General features: G+C 67.8%; 14 protein-coding genes. 10 read left to right on the forward strand and 4 right to left on the reverse strand.

The window, feature by feature from the left end:
- Positions 1–59: 59 nt before the first annotated feature.
- The 7 genes from A3AG_RS0124955 (at position 60) to cobA (ending at position 7,226) form a co-directional block, all read left to right on the forward strand.
- Positions 60–833: a sulfite exporter TauE/SafE family protein gene (locus tag A3AG_RS0124955; protein WP_018008019.1), complete on the forward strand. Its 774-nt coding sequence runs from the start codon at positions 60–62 to the stop codon at positions 831–833.
- A gap of 28 nt (positions 834–861) precedes the next feature.
- A complete protein-coding gene (locus tag A3AG_RS0124960) occupies positions 862–2,544 on the forward strand; it encodes a nitrite/sulfite reductase (RefSeq protein ID WP_018008020.1) in 1,683 nt (560 codons plus the stop codon).
- Positions 2,545–2,562: 18 nt separating this feature from the next.
- Complete coding sequence (locus A3AG_RS0124965) at positions 2,563–3,156, forward strand: DUF934 domain-containing protein (protein WP_018008021.1); 594 nt, start codon at positions 2,563–2,565, stop codon at positions 3,154–3,156.
- On the forward strand, positions 3,153–4,004 hold the full coding sequence (locus A3AG_RS31985) for a phosphoadenylyl-sulfate reductase (protein WP_018008022.1): 852 nt from the start codon (positions 3,153–3,155) through the stop codon (positions 4,002–4,004). The genes A3AG_RS0124965 and A3AG_RS31985 overlap by 4 nt, the downstream gene beginning before the upstream one ends.
- Before the next feature lie 87 nt (positions 4,005–4,091).
- Positions 4,092–5,057, forward strand: coding sequence for a sulfate adenylyltransferase subunit CysD (gene cysD, locus A3AG_RS0124975; RefSeq protein WP_018008023.1), 966 nt, complete (start codon positions 4,092–4,094; stop codon positions 5,055–5,057).
- A gap of 25 nt (positions 5,058–5,082) precedes the next feature.
- Positions 5,083–6,387: a sulfate adenylyltransferase subunit 1 gene (locus tag A3AG_RS0124980; RefSeq protein ID WP_018008024.1), complete on the forward strand. Its 1,305-nt coding sequence runs from the start codon at positions 5,083–5,085 to the stop codon at positions 6,385–6,387.
- A gap of 38 nt (positions 6,388–6,425) precedes the next feature.
- Complete coding sequence (gene cobA / locus A3AG_RS0124985; RefSeq protein WP_018008025.1) at positions 6,426–7,226, forward strand: uroporphyrinogen-III C-methyltransferase; 801 nt, start codon at positions 6,426–6,428, stop codon at positions 7,224–7,226.
- A gap of 222 nt (positions 7,227–7,448) precedes the next feature.
- Here cobA and A3AG_RS0124990 read toward each other — a convergent pair whose 3' ends face one another.
- Genes A3AG_RS0124990 through lptF form a run of 3 tightly spaced genes read right to left on the reverse strand, consistent with a single transcriptional unit; the run spans position 7,449 to position 10,161 of the window.
- Positions 7,449–7,847 carry a sirohydrochlorin chelatase gene (locus A3AG_RS0124990; RefSeq protein ID WP_018008026.1) on the reverse strand — a complete coding sequence of 133 codons (399 nt, stop codon included), beginning with the start codon at positions 7,845–7,847 and terminating at the stop codon, positions 7,449–7,451.
- 8 nt (positions 7,848–7,855) lie between these two features.
- The gene (lptG, locus tag A3AG_RS0124995) at positions 7,856–9,034 is read right to left on the reverse strand and encodes an LPS export ABC transporter permease LptG (RefSeq protein WP_018008027.1); all 1,179 of its coding nucleotides are present in this window, start codon (positions 9,032–9,034) and stop codon (positions 7,856–7,858) included.
- A complete protein-coding gene (gene lptF, locus A3AG_RS0125000; protein ID WP_018008028.1) occupies positions 9,031–10,161 on the reverse strand; it encodes an LPS export ABC transporter permease LptF in 1,131 nt (376 codons plus the stop codon). Before lptF ends, lptG begins: the two co-directional genes overlap by 4 nt.
- A 187-nt stretch (positions 10,162–10,348) precedes the next feature.
- Here lptF and A3AG_RS0125005 point away from each other — a divergent pair, with 187 nt between their 5' ends.
- From A3AG_RS0125005 to A3AG_RS0125015, 3 genes are read left to right on the forward strand one after another with little or no spacing between them, the layout of a single operon-like run.
- Positions 10,349–11,899 (forward strand): leucyl aminopeptidase, encoded by a 1,551-nt coding sequence (locus tag A3AG_RS0125005; protein WP_018008029.1) that lies wholly within the window; start codon positions 10,349–10,351, stop codon positions 11,897–11,899.
- 34 nt (positions 11,900–11,933) lie between these two features.
- Complete coding sequence (locus tag A3AG_RS0125010; protein ID WP_010814936.1) at positions 11,934–12,368, forward strand: DNA polymerase III subunit chi; 435 nt, start codon at positions 11,934–11,936, stop codon at positions 12,366–12,368.
- Entirely contained in the window at positions 12,365–12,865 is a 501-nt protein-coding gene (locus A3AG_RS0125015) for a DUF2486 family protein (protein WP_018008030.1), read from the forward strand. The genes A3AG_RS0125010 and A3AG_RS0125015 overlap by 4 nt, the downstream gene beginning before the upstream one ends.
- Positions 12,866–13,087: 222 nt before the next feature.
- Here the strand turns inward: A3AG_RS0125015 and ilvD are convergent, their stop codons facing one another.
- Positions 13,088–14,761 carry a dihydroxy-acid dehydratase gene (gene ilvD / locus A3AG_RS0125020; RefSeq protein ID WP_018008031.1) on the reverse strand — a complete coding sequence of 558 codons (1,674 nt, stop codon included), beginning with the start codon at positions 14,759–14,761 and terminating at the stop codon, positions 13,088–13,090.
- Between the last annotated feature and the right edge of the window lie 170 nt (positions 14,762–14,931).

The raw sequence follows: 14,931 nt of genomic DNA on the forward strand, positions 1-14,931 counted from the left end.
CTTCTCGCCGCGGCCAGTTCCACGGCGAGATCCGCGGGCCACGCCACACCGAGTCCCCCATGTCCCTGGCCTATACCTTTTCCGGTCTGTTCGTAGGCGTCCTCGTCGGACTGACCGGCGTGGGAGGGGGCTCGCTGATGACGCCGCTGCTGACGCTGCTGTTCGGCTTCTCGCCCGCCACCGCGGTCGGCACCGACCTGGCCTTCGCGTCCATCACCAAGGGTTTCGGCACCATCGCGCATCGCGCCCACGGCCACGTGCAATGGCAGGTGGTGCGGCGCCTGTGCATCGGCAGCCTGCCGGCGGCGGTCGCCGCCATCCTGGTGCTGAAGAGCGCCGGCGAACTCGACGGCCGGTGGCTGCATGCGATCCGCGTGACCATCGGCGTGTCGGTGCTGCTGACGGTGCTGTCGCTGCTGTTCCGCCGCCAGATGCTGGCCTGGCTGGAACGCAACCCGCGTTTCCAGCTGCATGGCCGCAGGCAGGTGGTTGCCACCGTCATCGTCGGCGCGGTGATCGGCGTGCTGGTCACGGTCTCGTCGATCGGCGCCGGCGCGGTCGGCGCCACGCTGATCCTGCTGCTGTATCCCCACATGAAGCCGGCCGAAGTGGCCGGCACCGACATTGCCTACGCCGTCCCGCTGACGGCGCTGGCCGGGCTGGGCCACGTGTGGCTCGGCACGGTCGACTGGAATTTGCTGCTGGCGCTGCTGGTGGGTTCGATCCCCGGCATCTGGCTGGGCGCGCAACTGTCGCGGGCGCTGCCCGAGCGGCTGGTGCGCGCCGCCCTGGCGACCACGCTGACGCTGGTCGCGATCAAGCTCGTCTCCTGAATTCAACGAATACTGAACGGACCCCGCCATGTATCAGTACGACCAATATGACCAGCGCATCGTCGCCGAGCGCGTCGCCCAGTTCCGTGACCAGGTGCGCCGCCGCCTGGCGGACGAGCTGACCGAGGAAGAATTCCTGCCGCTGCGGCTGCAGAACGGCCTATACATGCAGCGCCACGCCTACATGCTGCGCGTGGCGATCCCGTACGGCCTGCTGTCGTCGAAGCAGCTGCGCAAGCTGGCCCATATCGCGCGCGAATACGACCGCGGCTACGGCCACTTTTCGACCCGCCAGAACATCCAGTACAACTGGATGGAGCTGGAGCGCGTGCCCGACGTGCTGGCCGAGCTGGCCAGCGTCGAGATGCACGCGATCCAGACCTCGGGCAACTGCGTGCGCAACATCACCACCGACCACTTCGCCGGCGTGGCGCCGGACGAGTCGGTGGATCCGCGCGTGCTGGCCGAGCTGCTGCGCCAGTGGAGCACGTTCCAGCCGGAATTCGCCTTCCTGCCGCGCAAGTTCAAGATCGCGATCTCGGCGTCGGCCGACGACCGCGCCGTGGTGCAGATGCACGACATCGGCGTCTATGCCTACAAGAATGCCGACGGCGAAACGCGCCTGCGCATCCTGGCCGGTGGCGGCCTCGGCCGTACCCCCATCCTGGGCACGATCATCAAGGACGACCTGCCGTGGCAGCACATGCTGACCTACATCGAGTCGGCGATCCGCGTCTACAACCGCTATGGCCGCCGCGACAACAAGTACAAGGCCCGCATCAAGATCCTGGTGAAGGCGATCGGCGCCGACAAGTTCGCCCAGGAAGTCGAGGAAGAATGGCAGCACAGCAAGGACGGTCCGGCCACGCTGACGCAGGCCGAATTCGACCGCGTGGCGCAGTACTTCGCGCCGCCCGCGTATGAGAAGCTGGCCGACACCGATGCCTCGTACGAAAAGCACCTGCTCGAGGACAAGGCCTTCGCGCGCTGGGTCAGCCGCAGCGTGCACGGCCACAAGGTGCCCGGCTACGCCGCGGTGACGCTGTCGACCAAGCCGGGCCTGGCCTCGCCGCCGGGGGACGCCACCGACGCGCAGATGGAAACCGTGGCCGACCTGGCCGACCAGTTCGGCTTCGGCGAGCTGCGCGTCGCGCACGAGCAGAACCTGGTGCTGCCCGACGTGAAGAAGCAGGACCTGTACGCGTTGTGGCAAGTAGCCCGGAAGGCCGGCCTGGCGACGCCCAACATCGGCCTTCTGACCGACATCATCGCCTGCCCCGGCGGCGACTTCTGCTCGCTCGCCAACGCCAAGTCGATCCCGATCGCGCAGGCGATCCAGGACCGCTTCGACGACCTCGACTACGTCTATGACCTGGGCGAGATCTCGCTGAACATCTCGGGCTGCATCAACGCCTGCGGCCACCACCACGTCGGCAATATCGGCGTGCTGGGCGTCGACAAGGACGGTTCGGAGTGGTACCAGGTCACGCTGGGCGGCGCGCAGGGCAACCAGACCGCGCTGGGCAAGGTGATCGGCCCGTCGTTCAGCGCCGAGGAAATGCCCGACGTGGTAAGCCGCATCATCGACACCTTCGTCGCCAACCGCATCGAAGACGAGCGCTTTATCGAAACCCTGTCCCGCATCGGCATCGCCCCGTTCAAGGAGCGCGTCTATGCCGACAAGCAACCGCGCGAACGCGCCGAAGCCTGAGGACCGGAGAGACTGAACATGGCAAAGATCATTCAACTGCAACGCCAGGATGCAACCGGCAGTGCCAACGTCACCCCGGTGATCGTCGAAGACAACTGGACCGTGCTGCGCGCCACGGAAGAGCAACCGCTGACCGAAGAGCGCATCGCCGCTGCCGTGCAGGGCCAGGACGCGGTGCTGTTCCCGCTGTCGGTGTGGAAGGCCAATGAAGCGCTGCTGGCCGGCCGCGACGCGTCCCGCACCGGCGTGTGGCTGGCCCCGGAAGACGAGCCGGGCGACGCTGCCGCGTACTTCGAGCGCGTGTCGCTGGTGGCGGTGGACTTCCCGGTGTTCCGCGACGGCCGCGGCTTCTCCACGGCCTACCTGCTGCGTACCCGCTACAAGTGGGAAGGCCAGCTGCGCGCCATCGGCGACGTGCTGCGCGACCAGCTCAACTTCATGAAGCGCTGCGGCTTCGACGCCTTCGCGGTGCGCGCCGACAAGAACATCGACGACGCCATCAAGGGCTTTACCGAGTTCACCGTGACCTACCAGGCTTCGGTCGACGAGCCGCTGCCGCTGTTCCGCCGCGCGCGCGCCGAAGTCGGTGCGCAGCCGAAGGAAGCGGCATGAGCACCGTGCTGAGCGAGATCGCGGTGGTGGCGGAAGCCGGCGCCGGCGCGGTGTCGGGGCTGCGGCCGCCCGCGCTGTGGGTCGCGCCGGAGTACACCGGCAGCATCGAAGCGCTGGAGCAGAAAGAGCGCGAGCTGGCCGGGCGCCTGGCGGGCATCGCCGGCCGCTATTTCCGCGCGCGCTTTGCCTCGAGCCTGGCGGCCGAGGACATGGTGCTGACCGACGCGATCCTGCGCGGCAGCGAGGCGGTGCGCGCGGGCATCCGCGTGTTCACGCTGCAGACCGGGCGCCTGCACGCCGAGACCCTGGCGGTGCTGGACAAGGTGCAGGCGCGCTACGGCTACACCATCGAGCAGTTCACGCCGGATGCCGAGGCGGTCGAGAACTATTTGAAGAAGCACGGGCTGAACGGCTTCTACGACAGCATCGACGCGCGCAAGTCGTGCTGCGGCATCCGCAAGGTCGAGCCGCTCAACCGCGCGCTGTCGCACGCCGATGCCTGGCTGACCGGCCAGCGCCGCGAGCAGGCCGTGACGCGTGCCGAGCTGCCGTTCGAGGAACTGGACGAAGCCCGCGGCATCCCCAAGTTCAACCCGCTGGCGGACTGGAGCGAGGCCGAAGTGTGGGCCTACCTGAAGCGCCACGACGTGCCGGTCAACGACCTGCACGCCAAGGGCTATCCCAGCATCGGCTGCGAGCCCTGCACGCGTGCGGTACGCGCGGGCGAGGACGTGCGCGCGGGACGGTGGTGGTGGGAAAGCCGGGACACAAAGGAATGCGGATTGCACGAAGGCAATCTGCGTTCCGTCCCGGCTTCGGCGGAAGCTAACTTTGCGAAGCAAAGTTAAGGGCGTAGCCCGGCTGTAGCCAAAAGCAAGGACTCGAAAGAGTGCGGGCTCCACGAACAGAACATCAAGCATTGAGGCCGTAAGAAAATGGGCATCATGAACGACATCGCAGAAGCCACCTCCAGCGTGGCGCACCTGTTGCAGGTACAGAACGACCATCTCGACCGCCTCGAAGCGGAATCGATCTACATCATCCGCGAGGTGGTGGCCGAGTGCCGCAACCCGGCGCTGCTGTTCTCCGGCGGCAAGGACTCGATCGTGATGCTGCACCTGGCGCTGAAGGCCTTCCGCCTGGGCGAGCGCAAGATCGAGCTGCCGTTCCCGCTGGTGCATATCGACACCGGCCACAACTACCCGGAAGTCATCACGTTCCGCGACCAGCGCGTGGCCGAACTGGGCGCGCGCCTGGTGGTGGGTCATGTGGAAGACTCGATCAAGCGCGGCACCGTGCGCCTGCGCAAGGAAACCGATTCGCGCAACGCCGCGCAGGCCGTGACGCTGCTGGAAACCATCGAGGCGCACAAGTTCGACGCGCTGATGGGCGGCGCCCGCCGCGACGAAGAGAAGGCCCGCGCCAAGGAGCGCATCTTCTCGTTCCGCGACGAGTTCGGCCAGTGGGACCCGAAGGCGCAGCGCCCCGAACTGTGGAGCCTGTATAACGCCCGCATGGCGCAGGGCGAGCAGATGCGCGTGTTCCCGATCTCGAACTGGACCGAGCTGGACGTGTGGCAGTACATCGCCCGCGAAAACCTGGCGCTGCCGCCGATCTACTACGCGCACCAGCGCGAAGTGGTGCGCAAGAACGGCCTGCTGGTGCCGGTCACGCCGATCACGCCCAAGCAGGACGGCGACGTCAGCGAAGTACTGTCGGTCCGCTTCCGCACCGTGGGCGACATCAGCTGCACCTGCCCGGTGGCCAGCATTGCCGATTCGCCGGAAGCGATCATCGCCGAGACCGCGGTGACCGAGATCACCGAGCGCGGCGCCACCCGCATGGACGACCAGACCAGCGAAGCCTCGATGGAGCGCCGCAAGAAGGAAGGCTACTTCTAAGCCGCACGCAGCAAAGGATCCAGACATGACTCACCAAGCAACCCACCAAGGCCTGCTGCGCTTCATCACCGCGGGCTCGGTCGACGACGGCAAGAGCACGCTGATCGGCCGCCTGCTGTACGACAGCAAGGCGGTGCTGTCCGACCAGCTGACCGCGCTGGCCAACGCCAAGAACAAGCGCACCGCCGGCGAGCAGATCGACTTCTCGCTGCTGACCGACGGCCTCGAAGCCGAGCGCGAGCAGGGCATCACCATCGACGTGGCCTACCGCTACTTCTCGACCGCGCGCCGCAAGTTCATCATCGCGGATACGCCGGGCCACGAGCAGTACACCCGCAACATGGTCACCGGCGCGTCGACCGCGCACGCGGCCATCGTGCTGGTCGATGCCACCCGCGTGACCGTCACGGACGGCCGCGCCGAGCTGCTGGCGCAGACCAAGCGCCACTCGGCGATCCTGAAACTGCTGGAAATCCAGCACGTGATCGTCGCCGTCAACAAGATGGACCTGGTCGACTACAGCGAGCAGACCTTCAACGAGATCCGCGCCGCCTACGCCGAACTGGCCGAGCAGCTGGGGCTCAAGGACGTGCGCTACGTGCCGGTGTCCGCGCTGCGCGGCGACAACATCGTGCACGAGAGCGACGCCATGCCGTGGTACCAGGGCGAGCCGCTGCTGCCGCTGCTGGAAGAGCTGCCGGTGGAAGAAGCCGCGCCCGAGGACGACGCCGCGCTGCGCTTCCCGGTGCAGCTGGTGATCCGCCAGGACGGTTCGCAGTCGGACGACTTCCGCGGCTATGCCGGCCGCGTCGAAGCCGGCACCGTGCGCGTCGGCCAGAAGCTGCGCGTGCTGCCGGCCAACCGCGAAGCGGTGGTCGCCGAAGTGCTGACGCCCAATGGCGCCGCCGCATCGGCCAACGTCGGTGACACCGTCACCGTGCGCCTGGCCGAGGACGTCGATGTATCACGCGGTGACATGTTCGTTGCCGCCGACGCGACCGCGGCTTCGGCCAAGAAGCTGCAGGCCGACCTGTGCTGGTTCGACGACGAGTCGCTGAACCCGTCGCGCAAGTACGTGCTCAAGCACACCACGGCGAGCGTGTTCGCGCGGGTGTCGGCGGTGGACCGCGTGCTGGACGTGCACACGCTGTCGCACGAGACCGGCCGCCACGAGATCCGCCTGAACGATATCGGTTCGGTGCAGATCTCGCTGCAGAAGCCGATCGTGTGCGATGCCTACGGCGATAATCCGGCCACGGGCGCGTTCGTGCTGATCGACGAGGCAACCAACCACACGGTGGCCGCGGGCATGATCCGTGCGTTCTCCTGATCGGTAGCGAACAGGATCGACCGGACAAGGGGCTGGAGATGGGCAAGCAGGCACAGAAGACTTACGGCAAGGTGTACCTGATCGGGGCGGGCCCCGGTGCGGCAGACCTCATTACGGTGCGTGGTGCACGGCTGTTGGGCGAAGCCCAGGTGGTGCTGCACGATGCGCTGGTGGCGCCGGAGATGCTGGCCTGGTGTGCGCAGGCGCAGCTGGTCGAAGTCGGCAAGCGCTGCGGCCAGCGCTCGACCGCGCAGCTGTTCATCAACCGCCAGATCGTCGACCTCGCCGGCAAGTACGAACGCGTGGTGCGCCTCAAGGGCGGCGACCCGATGCTGTTCGGCCGCGCCGACGAGGAACTGCAGGCGCTGGAAGCGGCCGGCATCGAGTACGAGGTGGTGCCCGGCATCACCGCCGCGCTGGCTGCTGCTTCGGCCATCGGCAAGCCGCTGACCAGGCGCGGCGTGTCGCGCAGCGTGGCCTTTGCGACGCAGGCCAAGGCCGCGGACGCCGAGGGTTCGCCCGATATCGAAGCCGCGGTCAGGGCCGACACGCTGGTCTACTACATGGGCCGCGACCAGGCCGCGTCGATTGCCGCGCAACTGATCGCGCACGGCAAGCCCGCGTCGACGCCGGCATGGGTGGTCGAAGCCGCCACCACGCCGCGCCAGCGCAGCCGCGAGTTCACGCTCGGCCAGATGGCGGCCGGGGAAGCGGCCGCATGGATCGACCCGGTGCAGCCCAGCCTGCTGATGATCGGCGCCGCGCTGGCCGCGCGCGCGACCGAGGCGCCGCGGGAGCATGCGGACGTGACTGAAGTACGCACGCCGCGCGCTGCCTGATTTCCGGACTTCGCGCTAGCACGGCGAGTGTTTTCTCCCCTCTCCCATTTATGGGAGAGGGGCGGGGGTGAGGGCGGGAGCCTCCACGAAGCGAGGCCTCATGGTGCTTGCCAGGCGCCTGCCCTCACCCCCGGCCCCGCTCCCGCAGGCGGGAGAGGGGAGCAAACCAACGATGTTACTGACCCCGTCCCGGGATACCGGCACGGGGTTTTTCATTTCGCTTCAGGGCTGCGCGGAAGCAGCCCCAGGCAACGCCGCCACGCAATACGCCGCAATCGCGTCCAGCACCGCATCCGACTCGCCCACCGCGGCCGCGCAATGGATGCGCAGGCCGGGATGGGCCTGCCGGCACTGATCGATCAGTGCCGGCAAATCGCGCCGGATATGCCCGCCCTGGCCAAAGAACACGGGCACCACGGTGACCTCGGTCACGCCTTCCGCGGCCAGTTCGGCCAATGCATCCGCCAGCAGCGGCGACATCAGCTCCAGGAACGCCAGCCGCACCGCGCAGCCGGGCAGGGTGGCCACCAGCTTCTGCTGCAGCCGCTCGAACGGCTCGCGCCAGCGCGCATCGCGCGCGCCGTGCGCGAACAGGACCAGGGCGCGGTCGCGGGCTGCCATGGCGGTGCTCAATGCCGGTCCACCCAGCGCAGCGCCAGCAGCGCCACCATCAGATAAAGCGTGCCGGGCACCAGCGCCGAGATGATCGGCGGCCAGGTATGCAGCAGGCCGACGTGCGAGAACAGCGTGTTAGACAGGTGGAACGACAGCCCCAGCATGATGCCGCCGAACACCTTCACGCCGACCGCGCCGGCGCGTGCGTGCAGGTAGGCGAACGGCAGCGCCAGCGCCACCATCACGAACAGTGTCAGCGGGTAGATCACCTTCTTCCAGAACGCGATCTCGTAGCGCTGGGTGTCCTGCTTGTTGTCGCGCAGGTGGCGGATATAGCGGAACAGGTCCAGCGTCGACATCCGCTCCGGCGTGACCAGCAGCACCGACAGGATCTGCGGGGTCAGCTCCGAATGCATGGCCACGCGCGGGAACTTGACCTGCTCGGCGCGGAAGTCCGGTGCCAGCGCGTCGCGCGCCGGCGCGCCGGGGGCGGGCTGCGCGCCCTGGGCCTGCGACGCGAGTTCGACGAAGCGGGTCTCGCTGACGTTCTGCAGCTCCCATGACTGGCCGCCCTGGTAGCGCCCCTCCTGCGCCACGCGGATCACGCGCAGCCGGTACTGGGGATCGAACTCGTACATGGTGATGCCGGTGATGGTCTGGTCCGGCCGCAGCCCCGCCACGTTGACGAAGCGGGTGATCTCGCCCTCGCCGGCGGGATCCTTGTCACGGTCCTTGACCCAGACCCCGGAGCGGAAGCCCGACGACACCGTGGCACCGATCGCCTCCAGCTTGACCTTCTGCGCATACTGCTCGGCGCGCGGGCCGATGAACTCGCCGAACAGAAAGGTCACGAGCGCCAGCGGCACCGCCAGCTTGAACAGCGAGAACAGCGCCTGGCGCGTGTTCAGGCCGGCGACGCGGAAGATGGTGTACTCGGACTGGCTGGCCAGCTGCGAGAACACATAGATCGCGCTGATCAGCACCGCGATCGGCAGCACCTCGTACACCCGCGTGGGCGCCTGCAGCAGGACGTGGAACAGCGCGACCAGCGAGGTGTACTGGGCGTTGACGTTCTCGAGCTCGTTGAGCATGTCGAAGAACACGAACAGCGACAGCACCGCGAACAGGATGAAGGCGAACACGCCATAGACCAGCCGGCCGAAATAGCGTTCGTAGACGCGCAGGATCCTCATGCCCGGCCTCCGGCGGTGGCCACGGCATCGCGCTTGCGCAGCCCGAACACGGCGCGCCAGCCACCCAGGCTGCGGTTCTGGCGGTAGCGGAACAGCAGCAGCGCGCCCAGGAACACGGCCAGGTGGATCGGCCACCAGGCCAGCCAGAACGGGATCGAGCCGTTGCGCACCCAGGACTGCGACAGGTTGATCAGGTTGCTGTAGGTCAGGTAGATCAGCACGGCGAACACCAGCGGCGTGTAGCGGCCCAGGCGCGGGTTCACATAGGCCAGCGGGATCGCGATCATGACGAAGTTGAAGGCCAGGATCGGCAGCGAGATGCGCCAGATCAGTTCGCCCAGGTTCTCGCGCGTGGGATTGCGGATCAGCTCGATGGTGTCGCGGCTCTTGGGCGGCAGCTTGGCCTCGGACTCGGGCGGCTTGTTGTCCACCTTGACCGCGTAGCGCTCGAACTCGACGATGCGGTAGTCGATCTGGCCGGGCGTGCCGGAATAGCGGCGGCCATTCTCCATCACCACCAGGCGGTCGCCGTTGGGCATGGTCTCGAATTTGCCCTGGTGCGCCAGCGCCACGCCGATCTTGTCGGCTTCGGCATTGGCGACGAAGACATTGCGCGCATGCTTCATGTCGGCGTCGATGCCCTCGATGAACAGCACGTAGTTGGCCTTGGCCGGCTCGATGAAGCGGCCGGCGGCGATCATCGACATCACCCCGCGCTGCTCGAAGCGGTCGCGGAACAGCGCGCTCTGCTGGTTGGCCCACGGCCACGCGAACAGGCCCAGCAGCAGCGCCAGCACGATGAAGGGCGCGGCGAACTGCAGCACCGGCTTGATCAGGTCGCGCAGCGAGATGCCGGCCGAGAACCACACTACCATTTCCGAATCCTTGTACCAGCGCGTCAGCACGATCAGGGTGGAAATGAACAGCGTCGCCGACAGCAGGATCGACAGGTAGCCGATGGTGGCCAGGCCGATCAGCATCAGCACGTCGTTGGGGCTGGCCTTGCCGTTGGCGGCCATCCCCAGGATGCGGATCACGAGCGAGGTGAGCATGAAGGTCAGCATCACCAGGAACACCGCCCCGGCGGTGTAGGCAAGCTCGCGTCGCAGGGCTTGTTGAAGGATCATGCGGGTTCGGTTCCGGGCTGCCGGCCGGAGCGGGCGATGTGCCGTGCGAGGTGCCTGGCAGAACAGCTGGCTGACGGCACAGCGTGCTGTCAACGTGACCGGGGCGTATCAGCGGCGGCAGGTCGCGGGGTAAAAATCGCGGATAATGGAGGCTTTCGTGTCTAACGAGCCCCTGGAAGGAAGCGCGATGGAATTTAGCACAAAAGCCCTGGATTGGAGCAAAGCCGGCCAAAATGGTTTCCTGGCGACCAAGACCGACTGCCTGGTGGTCGGCCTGTTCGAAGGCCAGAACCTCGGCGGCGTCGCCAAGGCCCTCGATGTGGCCACCAAGGGCTTGGTGGCACGGCTGGTCAAGCAGGGCGACTTCGAAGGCAAGCGCGGCACCCAGCTGATGCTGCACGAAGTGGCCGGCGTGGGCGCCGCGCGCGTGCTGCTGGTGGGCCTGGGCAAGGAACCCGATTTCACCGACAAGGCCTTTGCCGATGCGGTGCGCACCGCGGTGCGTGCCTTGTCGTCCACGCGTGCCGCCTCGGCCCTGTGGTGCCTGGCGCAACAGGCGCCGCAGCAGCGCGACGTGTCGTGGGCCGTGATCACCACCATCACGCTGGTGCGCGAAGCCGGCTACCGCCTGCTCGAGCGCCATCCCGGACTCAAGCGCGCCAACGCACAGAGTGCTGCCAGCGGCAAGCCCAACGGCAATGACAAGTCATCGCTGCGCAAGGTCGTGATCGCGGTCGACAGCGGCGACGCCCGCGCCGCGACCCAGGCCGCGGTGCGCGGCACCGCCATCGCCAACGGCATGGAGCTGACGCGCGACCTCGGCAACCTGCCATCCAATATCTGCACCCCGACCTACCTGGCCAATACCGCGCGCAGCATCGCCAAGCGCCACAAGCTCAAGGCCGAGATCCTCGGGCGCAAGCAGATCGAGGCGCTGAACATGGGCGCATTCCTGGCCGTGACCAAGGGCAGCGAGGAGCCGCCCCAGTTCATCGTGCTGCGCTATGACGGCGCCGGCGCCAAGCAGGCGCCGGTGGTGCTGGTGGGCAAGGGCATCACCTTCGATACCGGCGGCATCTCGCTCAAGCCGGGCGAGGGCATGGACGAGATGAAGTACGACATGTGCGGCGCCGCCTCGGTGCTGGGCACGATCCAGGCCGTGGCCGAGATGGGCCTGAAGCTCAATGTGGTCGCGGTGGTCCCCACCTGCGAGAACATGCCCAGCGGCATCGCCACCAAGCCGGGCGACGTGGTCACCAGCATGTCGGGCCAGACCATCGAGATCCTCAACACCGACGCCGAGGGCCGCCTGATCCTTTGCGACGCGCTGACCTATGTCGAGCGCTTCAAGCCGGCCGCGGTGATCGACGTCGCCACCCTGACCGGCGCGTGCATCATCGCGCTGGGCCATGTCAACAGCGGCCTGTACGCGCGCTCCGACGCGCTTGCCGACGCGCTGCTGCAGGCTGGCCGCCGCGCCATGGACACCGCCTGGCGCATGCCGCTGGACGACGAGTACCAGGACCAGCTCAAGTCCAACTTTGCGGACATGGCCAATATCGGCGGCCGACCGGCCGGCAGCGTCACCGCGGCCTGCTTCCTGGCGCGCTTTACCGAGAAGTACGACTGGGCCCACCTGGACATCGCCGGCACCGCCTGGAAGAGCGGCGCGGCCAAGGGAGCCACCGGCCGTCCGGTGCCGCTGCTGACGCAGTTCCTGATGGACCGCGCGGCCTGAGCGCGGCGCAACGGAGCAGGAGCGGCAATCGTCCATGACGCGCATCGACTTCCACAGCAACGTGCCGGACGTGCTCGGCTATGTCTGCCGGCTGGTCCGCAAGGCCTACGGCGCCGGGCAGAAGGTGGTGATCCACGGCGCGCCGGCGCAGCTGGCGGACCTGGACGCGCGCCTGTGGACCTTCTCCGCGCTGGACTTCCTGCCGCATTGCGGGCTGGAAAGCCCCAACGCGGCCGTGACCCCGATCCTGCTGGCCGCCACCACCGAAGGCGTGCCGCACCACCAGCTGCTGATCAACCTGGCTGACCAGGCGCCGGCGCAGTTTGCCAGCTTCGAGCGGCTGATCGAGGTGGTCGGCGCCGGCGACGCCGCGCGCGAGGCCGGCCGCCAGCGCTACCGCTTCTACCGCGAACGCGGCTATCCGCTGACGCACCACGACATCGGCCAGCCCAAGGGAGACGCCGCATGAGCGAACGCACCACCTCGCGGGTGATCCCGCGGCCGGAACCGCACGACAGCATCCCGCTGCTGACCGAGGTCGTCGAACTGCCGGATGCCGACACCGGTGCGCCGGCGCAGGCCGGCGCCGCGGCGGACGATGGCGTGATCGACACCTTCGGCATGGACGATGCCGGCATGGTGATGCAGGTGGGCGACACCGGGGACGCCGCGCTGGACGACGCAATCGTGCCGGCCCAGCCCGCCGCGCAGACGGACACCGCCACCGACACCGGCGACGACGACCTGCGCGCGGTGCGTACCGAGCTGCTGAGCCGCGTGATGATGCGCTTTCGCACCGAATGGCCGCAGGTGGTCGCCGCCCACACCGAAGCCACGCTGCAGTCGCGGCTGGCGCCGTTGACGGCGCAACTGGCCAGCGAGCTGACGCAGTCGCTGGAAGCGCGGCTGGTCGAGTGGCTGGATGCGACGCTGGAGGAAATGGAGAAGGCGCCGGGCGAGGGTTGAAGGTTTTCTCCCCTCTCCCGCTTGCGGGAGAGGGCAGGGGGTGAGGGCAGGCACGGGCATACCGACGCGCAGTACTTCGTCGAGGCTCCGGCTCTCACCCCCACCCCTCTCCCACTTCGCGGGAGAGGGGAGCGCCTGCCAGGGGCGACGGTACTGCAATCGTCCTGCAAACAAAAAAGCCTGCGATCCCTCGCAGGCTTTTTGCCATCCGCCGAACCGCAATCAATCCGTCACCGCCCCCTTGCTCGCTGTCGACGCCAGCCGCGCAAACTTCGCCAGTACCCCGCGCGTATAGCGCGGCGCCGGTGCCTTCCAGCTGGCGCGGCGCCTGGCCAGTTCTTCTTCCGACACGTTCAGCTGCAGCAGCAATTGGTGCGCGTCGATAGTGATCGAGTCCCCCTCCTGCACCAGTGCGATGGTGCCGCCGACATACGCTTCGGGCGCGACGTGGCCGACCACCATGCCCCAGGTGCCGCCCGAGAAGCGGCCGTCGGTGATAAAGCCGACCGACTCGCCCAGGCCCTTGCCGATGATGGCCGAGGTCGGCGCCAGCATCTCCGGCATGCCGGGGCCGCCCTTGGGACCCAGGTAGCGCAGTACCAGGATGTCGCCCGGGTTGATGCGGTCGGCCAGGATCGCGTCCATCGCGCTCTGCTCGTCCTCGAACACGCGCGCCGGGCCGGTGATGACCGGATTCTTCAGGCCGGTGATCTTGGCGACCGCGCCTTCCTCGGCGAGGTTGCCCTTGAGGATGGCCAGGTGGCCCTCGGCGTAGAGCGCGCGCTCGATCGGCAGGATCACGTCCTGGTCGGCGCGCGGGGCGTCGGGCACGTGCTCGAGTTCCTCGGCCAGGGTGCGGCCGGTGATGGTGATGCAGTCGCCGTGCAGCAGGCCGGCCTTCAGCAGGATCTTCATCACCTGCGGGATGCCGCCGGCGCGGTGCAGGTCGGTCGCCACGTACTGGCCCGAGGGCTTGAGGTTACAGAGTACCGGCACCTTGCGGCGGATGCGCTCGAAGTCGTCGATGGTCCATTCCACTTCGGCCGCGTGCGCGATCGCCAGGTAGTGCAGCACCGCGTTGGTGGAGCCGCCGGTGGCCATGATCAGCGCCACTGCGTTCTCGATCGACTGGCGCGTGATGATGTCGCGCGGCTTGAGGTCGCGCTTGACCGCCTCGACCAGCACGCGCGCCGATTCGGCTGCACTGTCGACCTTTTCCTGGTCCGGGTTGGCCATGGTCGACGAGTACAGCAGCGACATGCCCAGGGCCTCGAACGAGCTGCTCATGGTGTTGGCGGTGTACATGCCGCCGCACGAGCCGGTGGACGGGCAGGCGTTCCGCTCCACGCCTTCGAAGTCTTCCTCGCTCATGCGCCCCGCGGTGAACTCGCCGACCGCCTCGAACGACGACACGATGGTCAGGTCCTTGCCCTTCCAGTGGCCGGGCTTGATGGTGCCGCCGTAGACGTAGATGCCCGGCACGTTGGTGCGCGCCAGCGCGATCATGCCGCCCGGCATGTTCTTGTCGCAGCCGCCGATTACCACCACGCCGTCCATCCACTGGCCCTGCGCGGCGGTCTCGATGCAGTCGGCGATGACCTCGCGCGAGATCAGCGAGTACTTCATGCCCTCGGTGCCCATCGACATGCCGTCGGAGATGGTCGGCGTGCCGAACACCTGCGGGTTGGCGCCGGCGGCGCGGCTGGCATCGATGGCCGCGTCAGCCAGGCGCTGCAGGCCGGCATTGCACGGCGTGATGGTCGAGTGGCCGTTGGCGATGCCCACCATCGGCTTGTCGAAGTCCTCCTTCTGGTAGCCGAGCGCATAGTACATCGAGCGGTTGGGGGAGCGCGCCACGCCTTGCGTGATGTGCCGGGAGCGCTTGTTGAATGCCATGGTGGGTCTCCGGAATCCTTGTTCTGTGCCGCCGCGCGGCGCGCGGCGGGCGCTGTGATGGGGCAAGAATGACGCGTGCGTTTTGGCGTGTCAAATGGATTGTTCGGGCACTGGCGGGCCCCGGCCCGGGGGTCCGCGTCGCGGGGCGCGGCGGGGATTTGTGACATCAT

This window comes from Cupriavidus neocaledonicus, from assembly GCF_000372525.1.
Lineage (GTDB): Bacteria > Pseudomonadota > Gammaproteobacteria > Burkholderiales > Burkholderiaceae > Cupriavidus > Cupriavidus neocaledonicus.

Coding starts and splice junctions, on each gene's coding strand:
- A3AG_RS0124955 (WP_018008019.1), top strand. CDS start 60: ATGTCCCTGGCCTATACCTTTTCCGGTCTGTTCGTAGGCGTCCTCGTC.
- A3AG_RS0124960 (WP_018008020.1), top strand. CDS start 862: ATGTATCAGTACGACCAATATGACCAGCGCATCGTCGCCGAGCGCGTC.
- A3AG_RS0124965 (WP_018008021.1), top strand. CDS start 2,563: ATGGCAAAGATCATTCAACTGCAACGCCAGGATGCAACCGGCAGTGCC.
- A3AG_RS31985 (WP_018008022.1), top strand. CDS start 3,153: ATGAGCACCGTGCTGAGCGAGATCGCGGTGGTGGCGGAAGCCGGCGCC.
- cysD (WP_018008023.1), top strand. CDS start 4,092: ATGGGCATCATGAACGACATCGCAGAAGCCACCTCCAGCGTGGCGCAC.
- A3AG_RS0124980 (WP_018008024.1), top strand. CDS start 5,083: ATGACTCACCAAGCAACCCACCAAGGCCTGCTGCGCTTCATCACCGCG.
- cobA (WP_018008025.1), top strand. CDS start 6,426: ATGGGCAAGCAGGCACAGAAGACTTACGGCAAGGTGTACCTGATCGGG.
- A3AG_RS0124990 (WP_018008026.1), bottom strand. CDS start 7,847: ATGGCAGCCCGCGACCGCGCCCTGGTCCTGTTCGCGCACGGCGCGCGC.
- lptG (WP_018008027.1), bottom strand. CDS start 9,034: ATGAGGATCCTGCGCGTCTACGAACGCTATTTCGGCCGGCTGGTCTAT.
- lptF (WP_018008028.1), bottom strand. CDS start 10,161: ATGATCCTTCAACAAGCCCTGCGACGCGAGCTTGCCTACACCGCCGGG.
- A3AG_RS0125005 (WP_018008029.1), top strand. CDS start 10,349: ATGGAATTTAGCACAAAAGCCCTGGATTGGAGCAAAGCCGGCCAAAAT.
- A3AG_RS0125010 (WP_010814936.1), top strand. CDS start 11,934: ATGACGCGCATCGACTTCCACAGCAACGTGCCGGACGTGCTCGGCTAT.
- A3AG_RS0125015 (WP_018008030.1), top strand. CDS start 12,365: ATGAGCGAACGCACCACCTCGCGGGTGATCCCGCGGCCGGAACCGCAC.
- ilvD (WP_018008031.1), bottom strand. CDS start 14,761: ATGGCATTCAACAAGCGCTCCCGGCACATCACGCAAGGCGTGGCGCGC.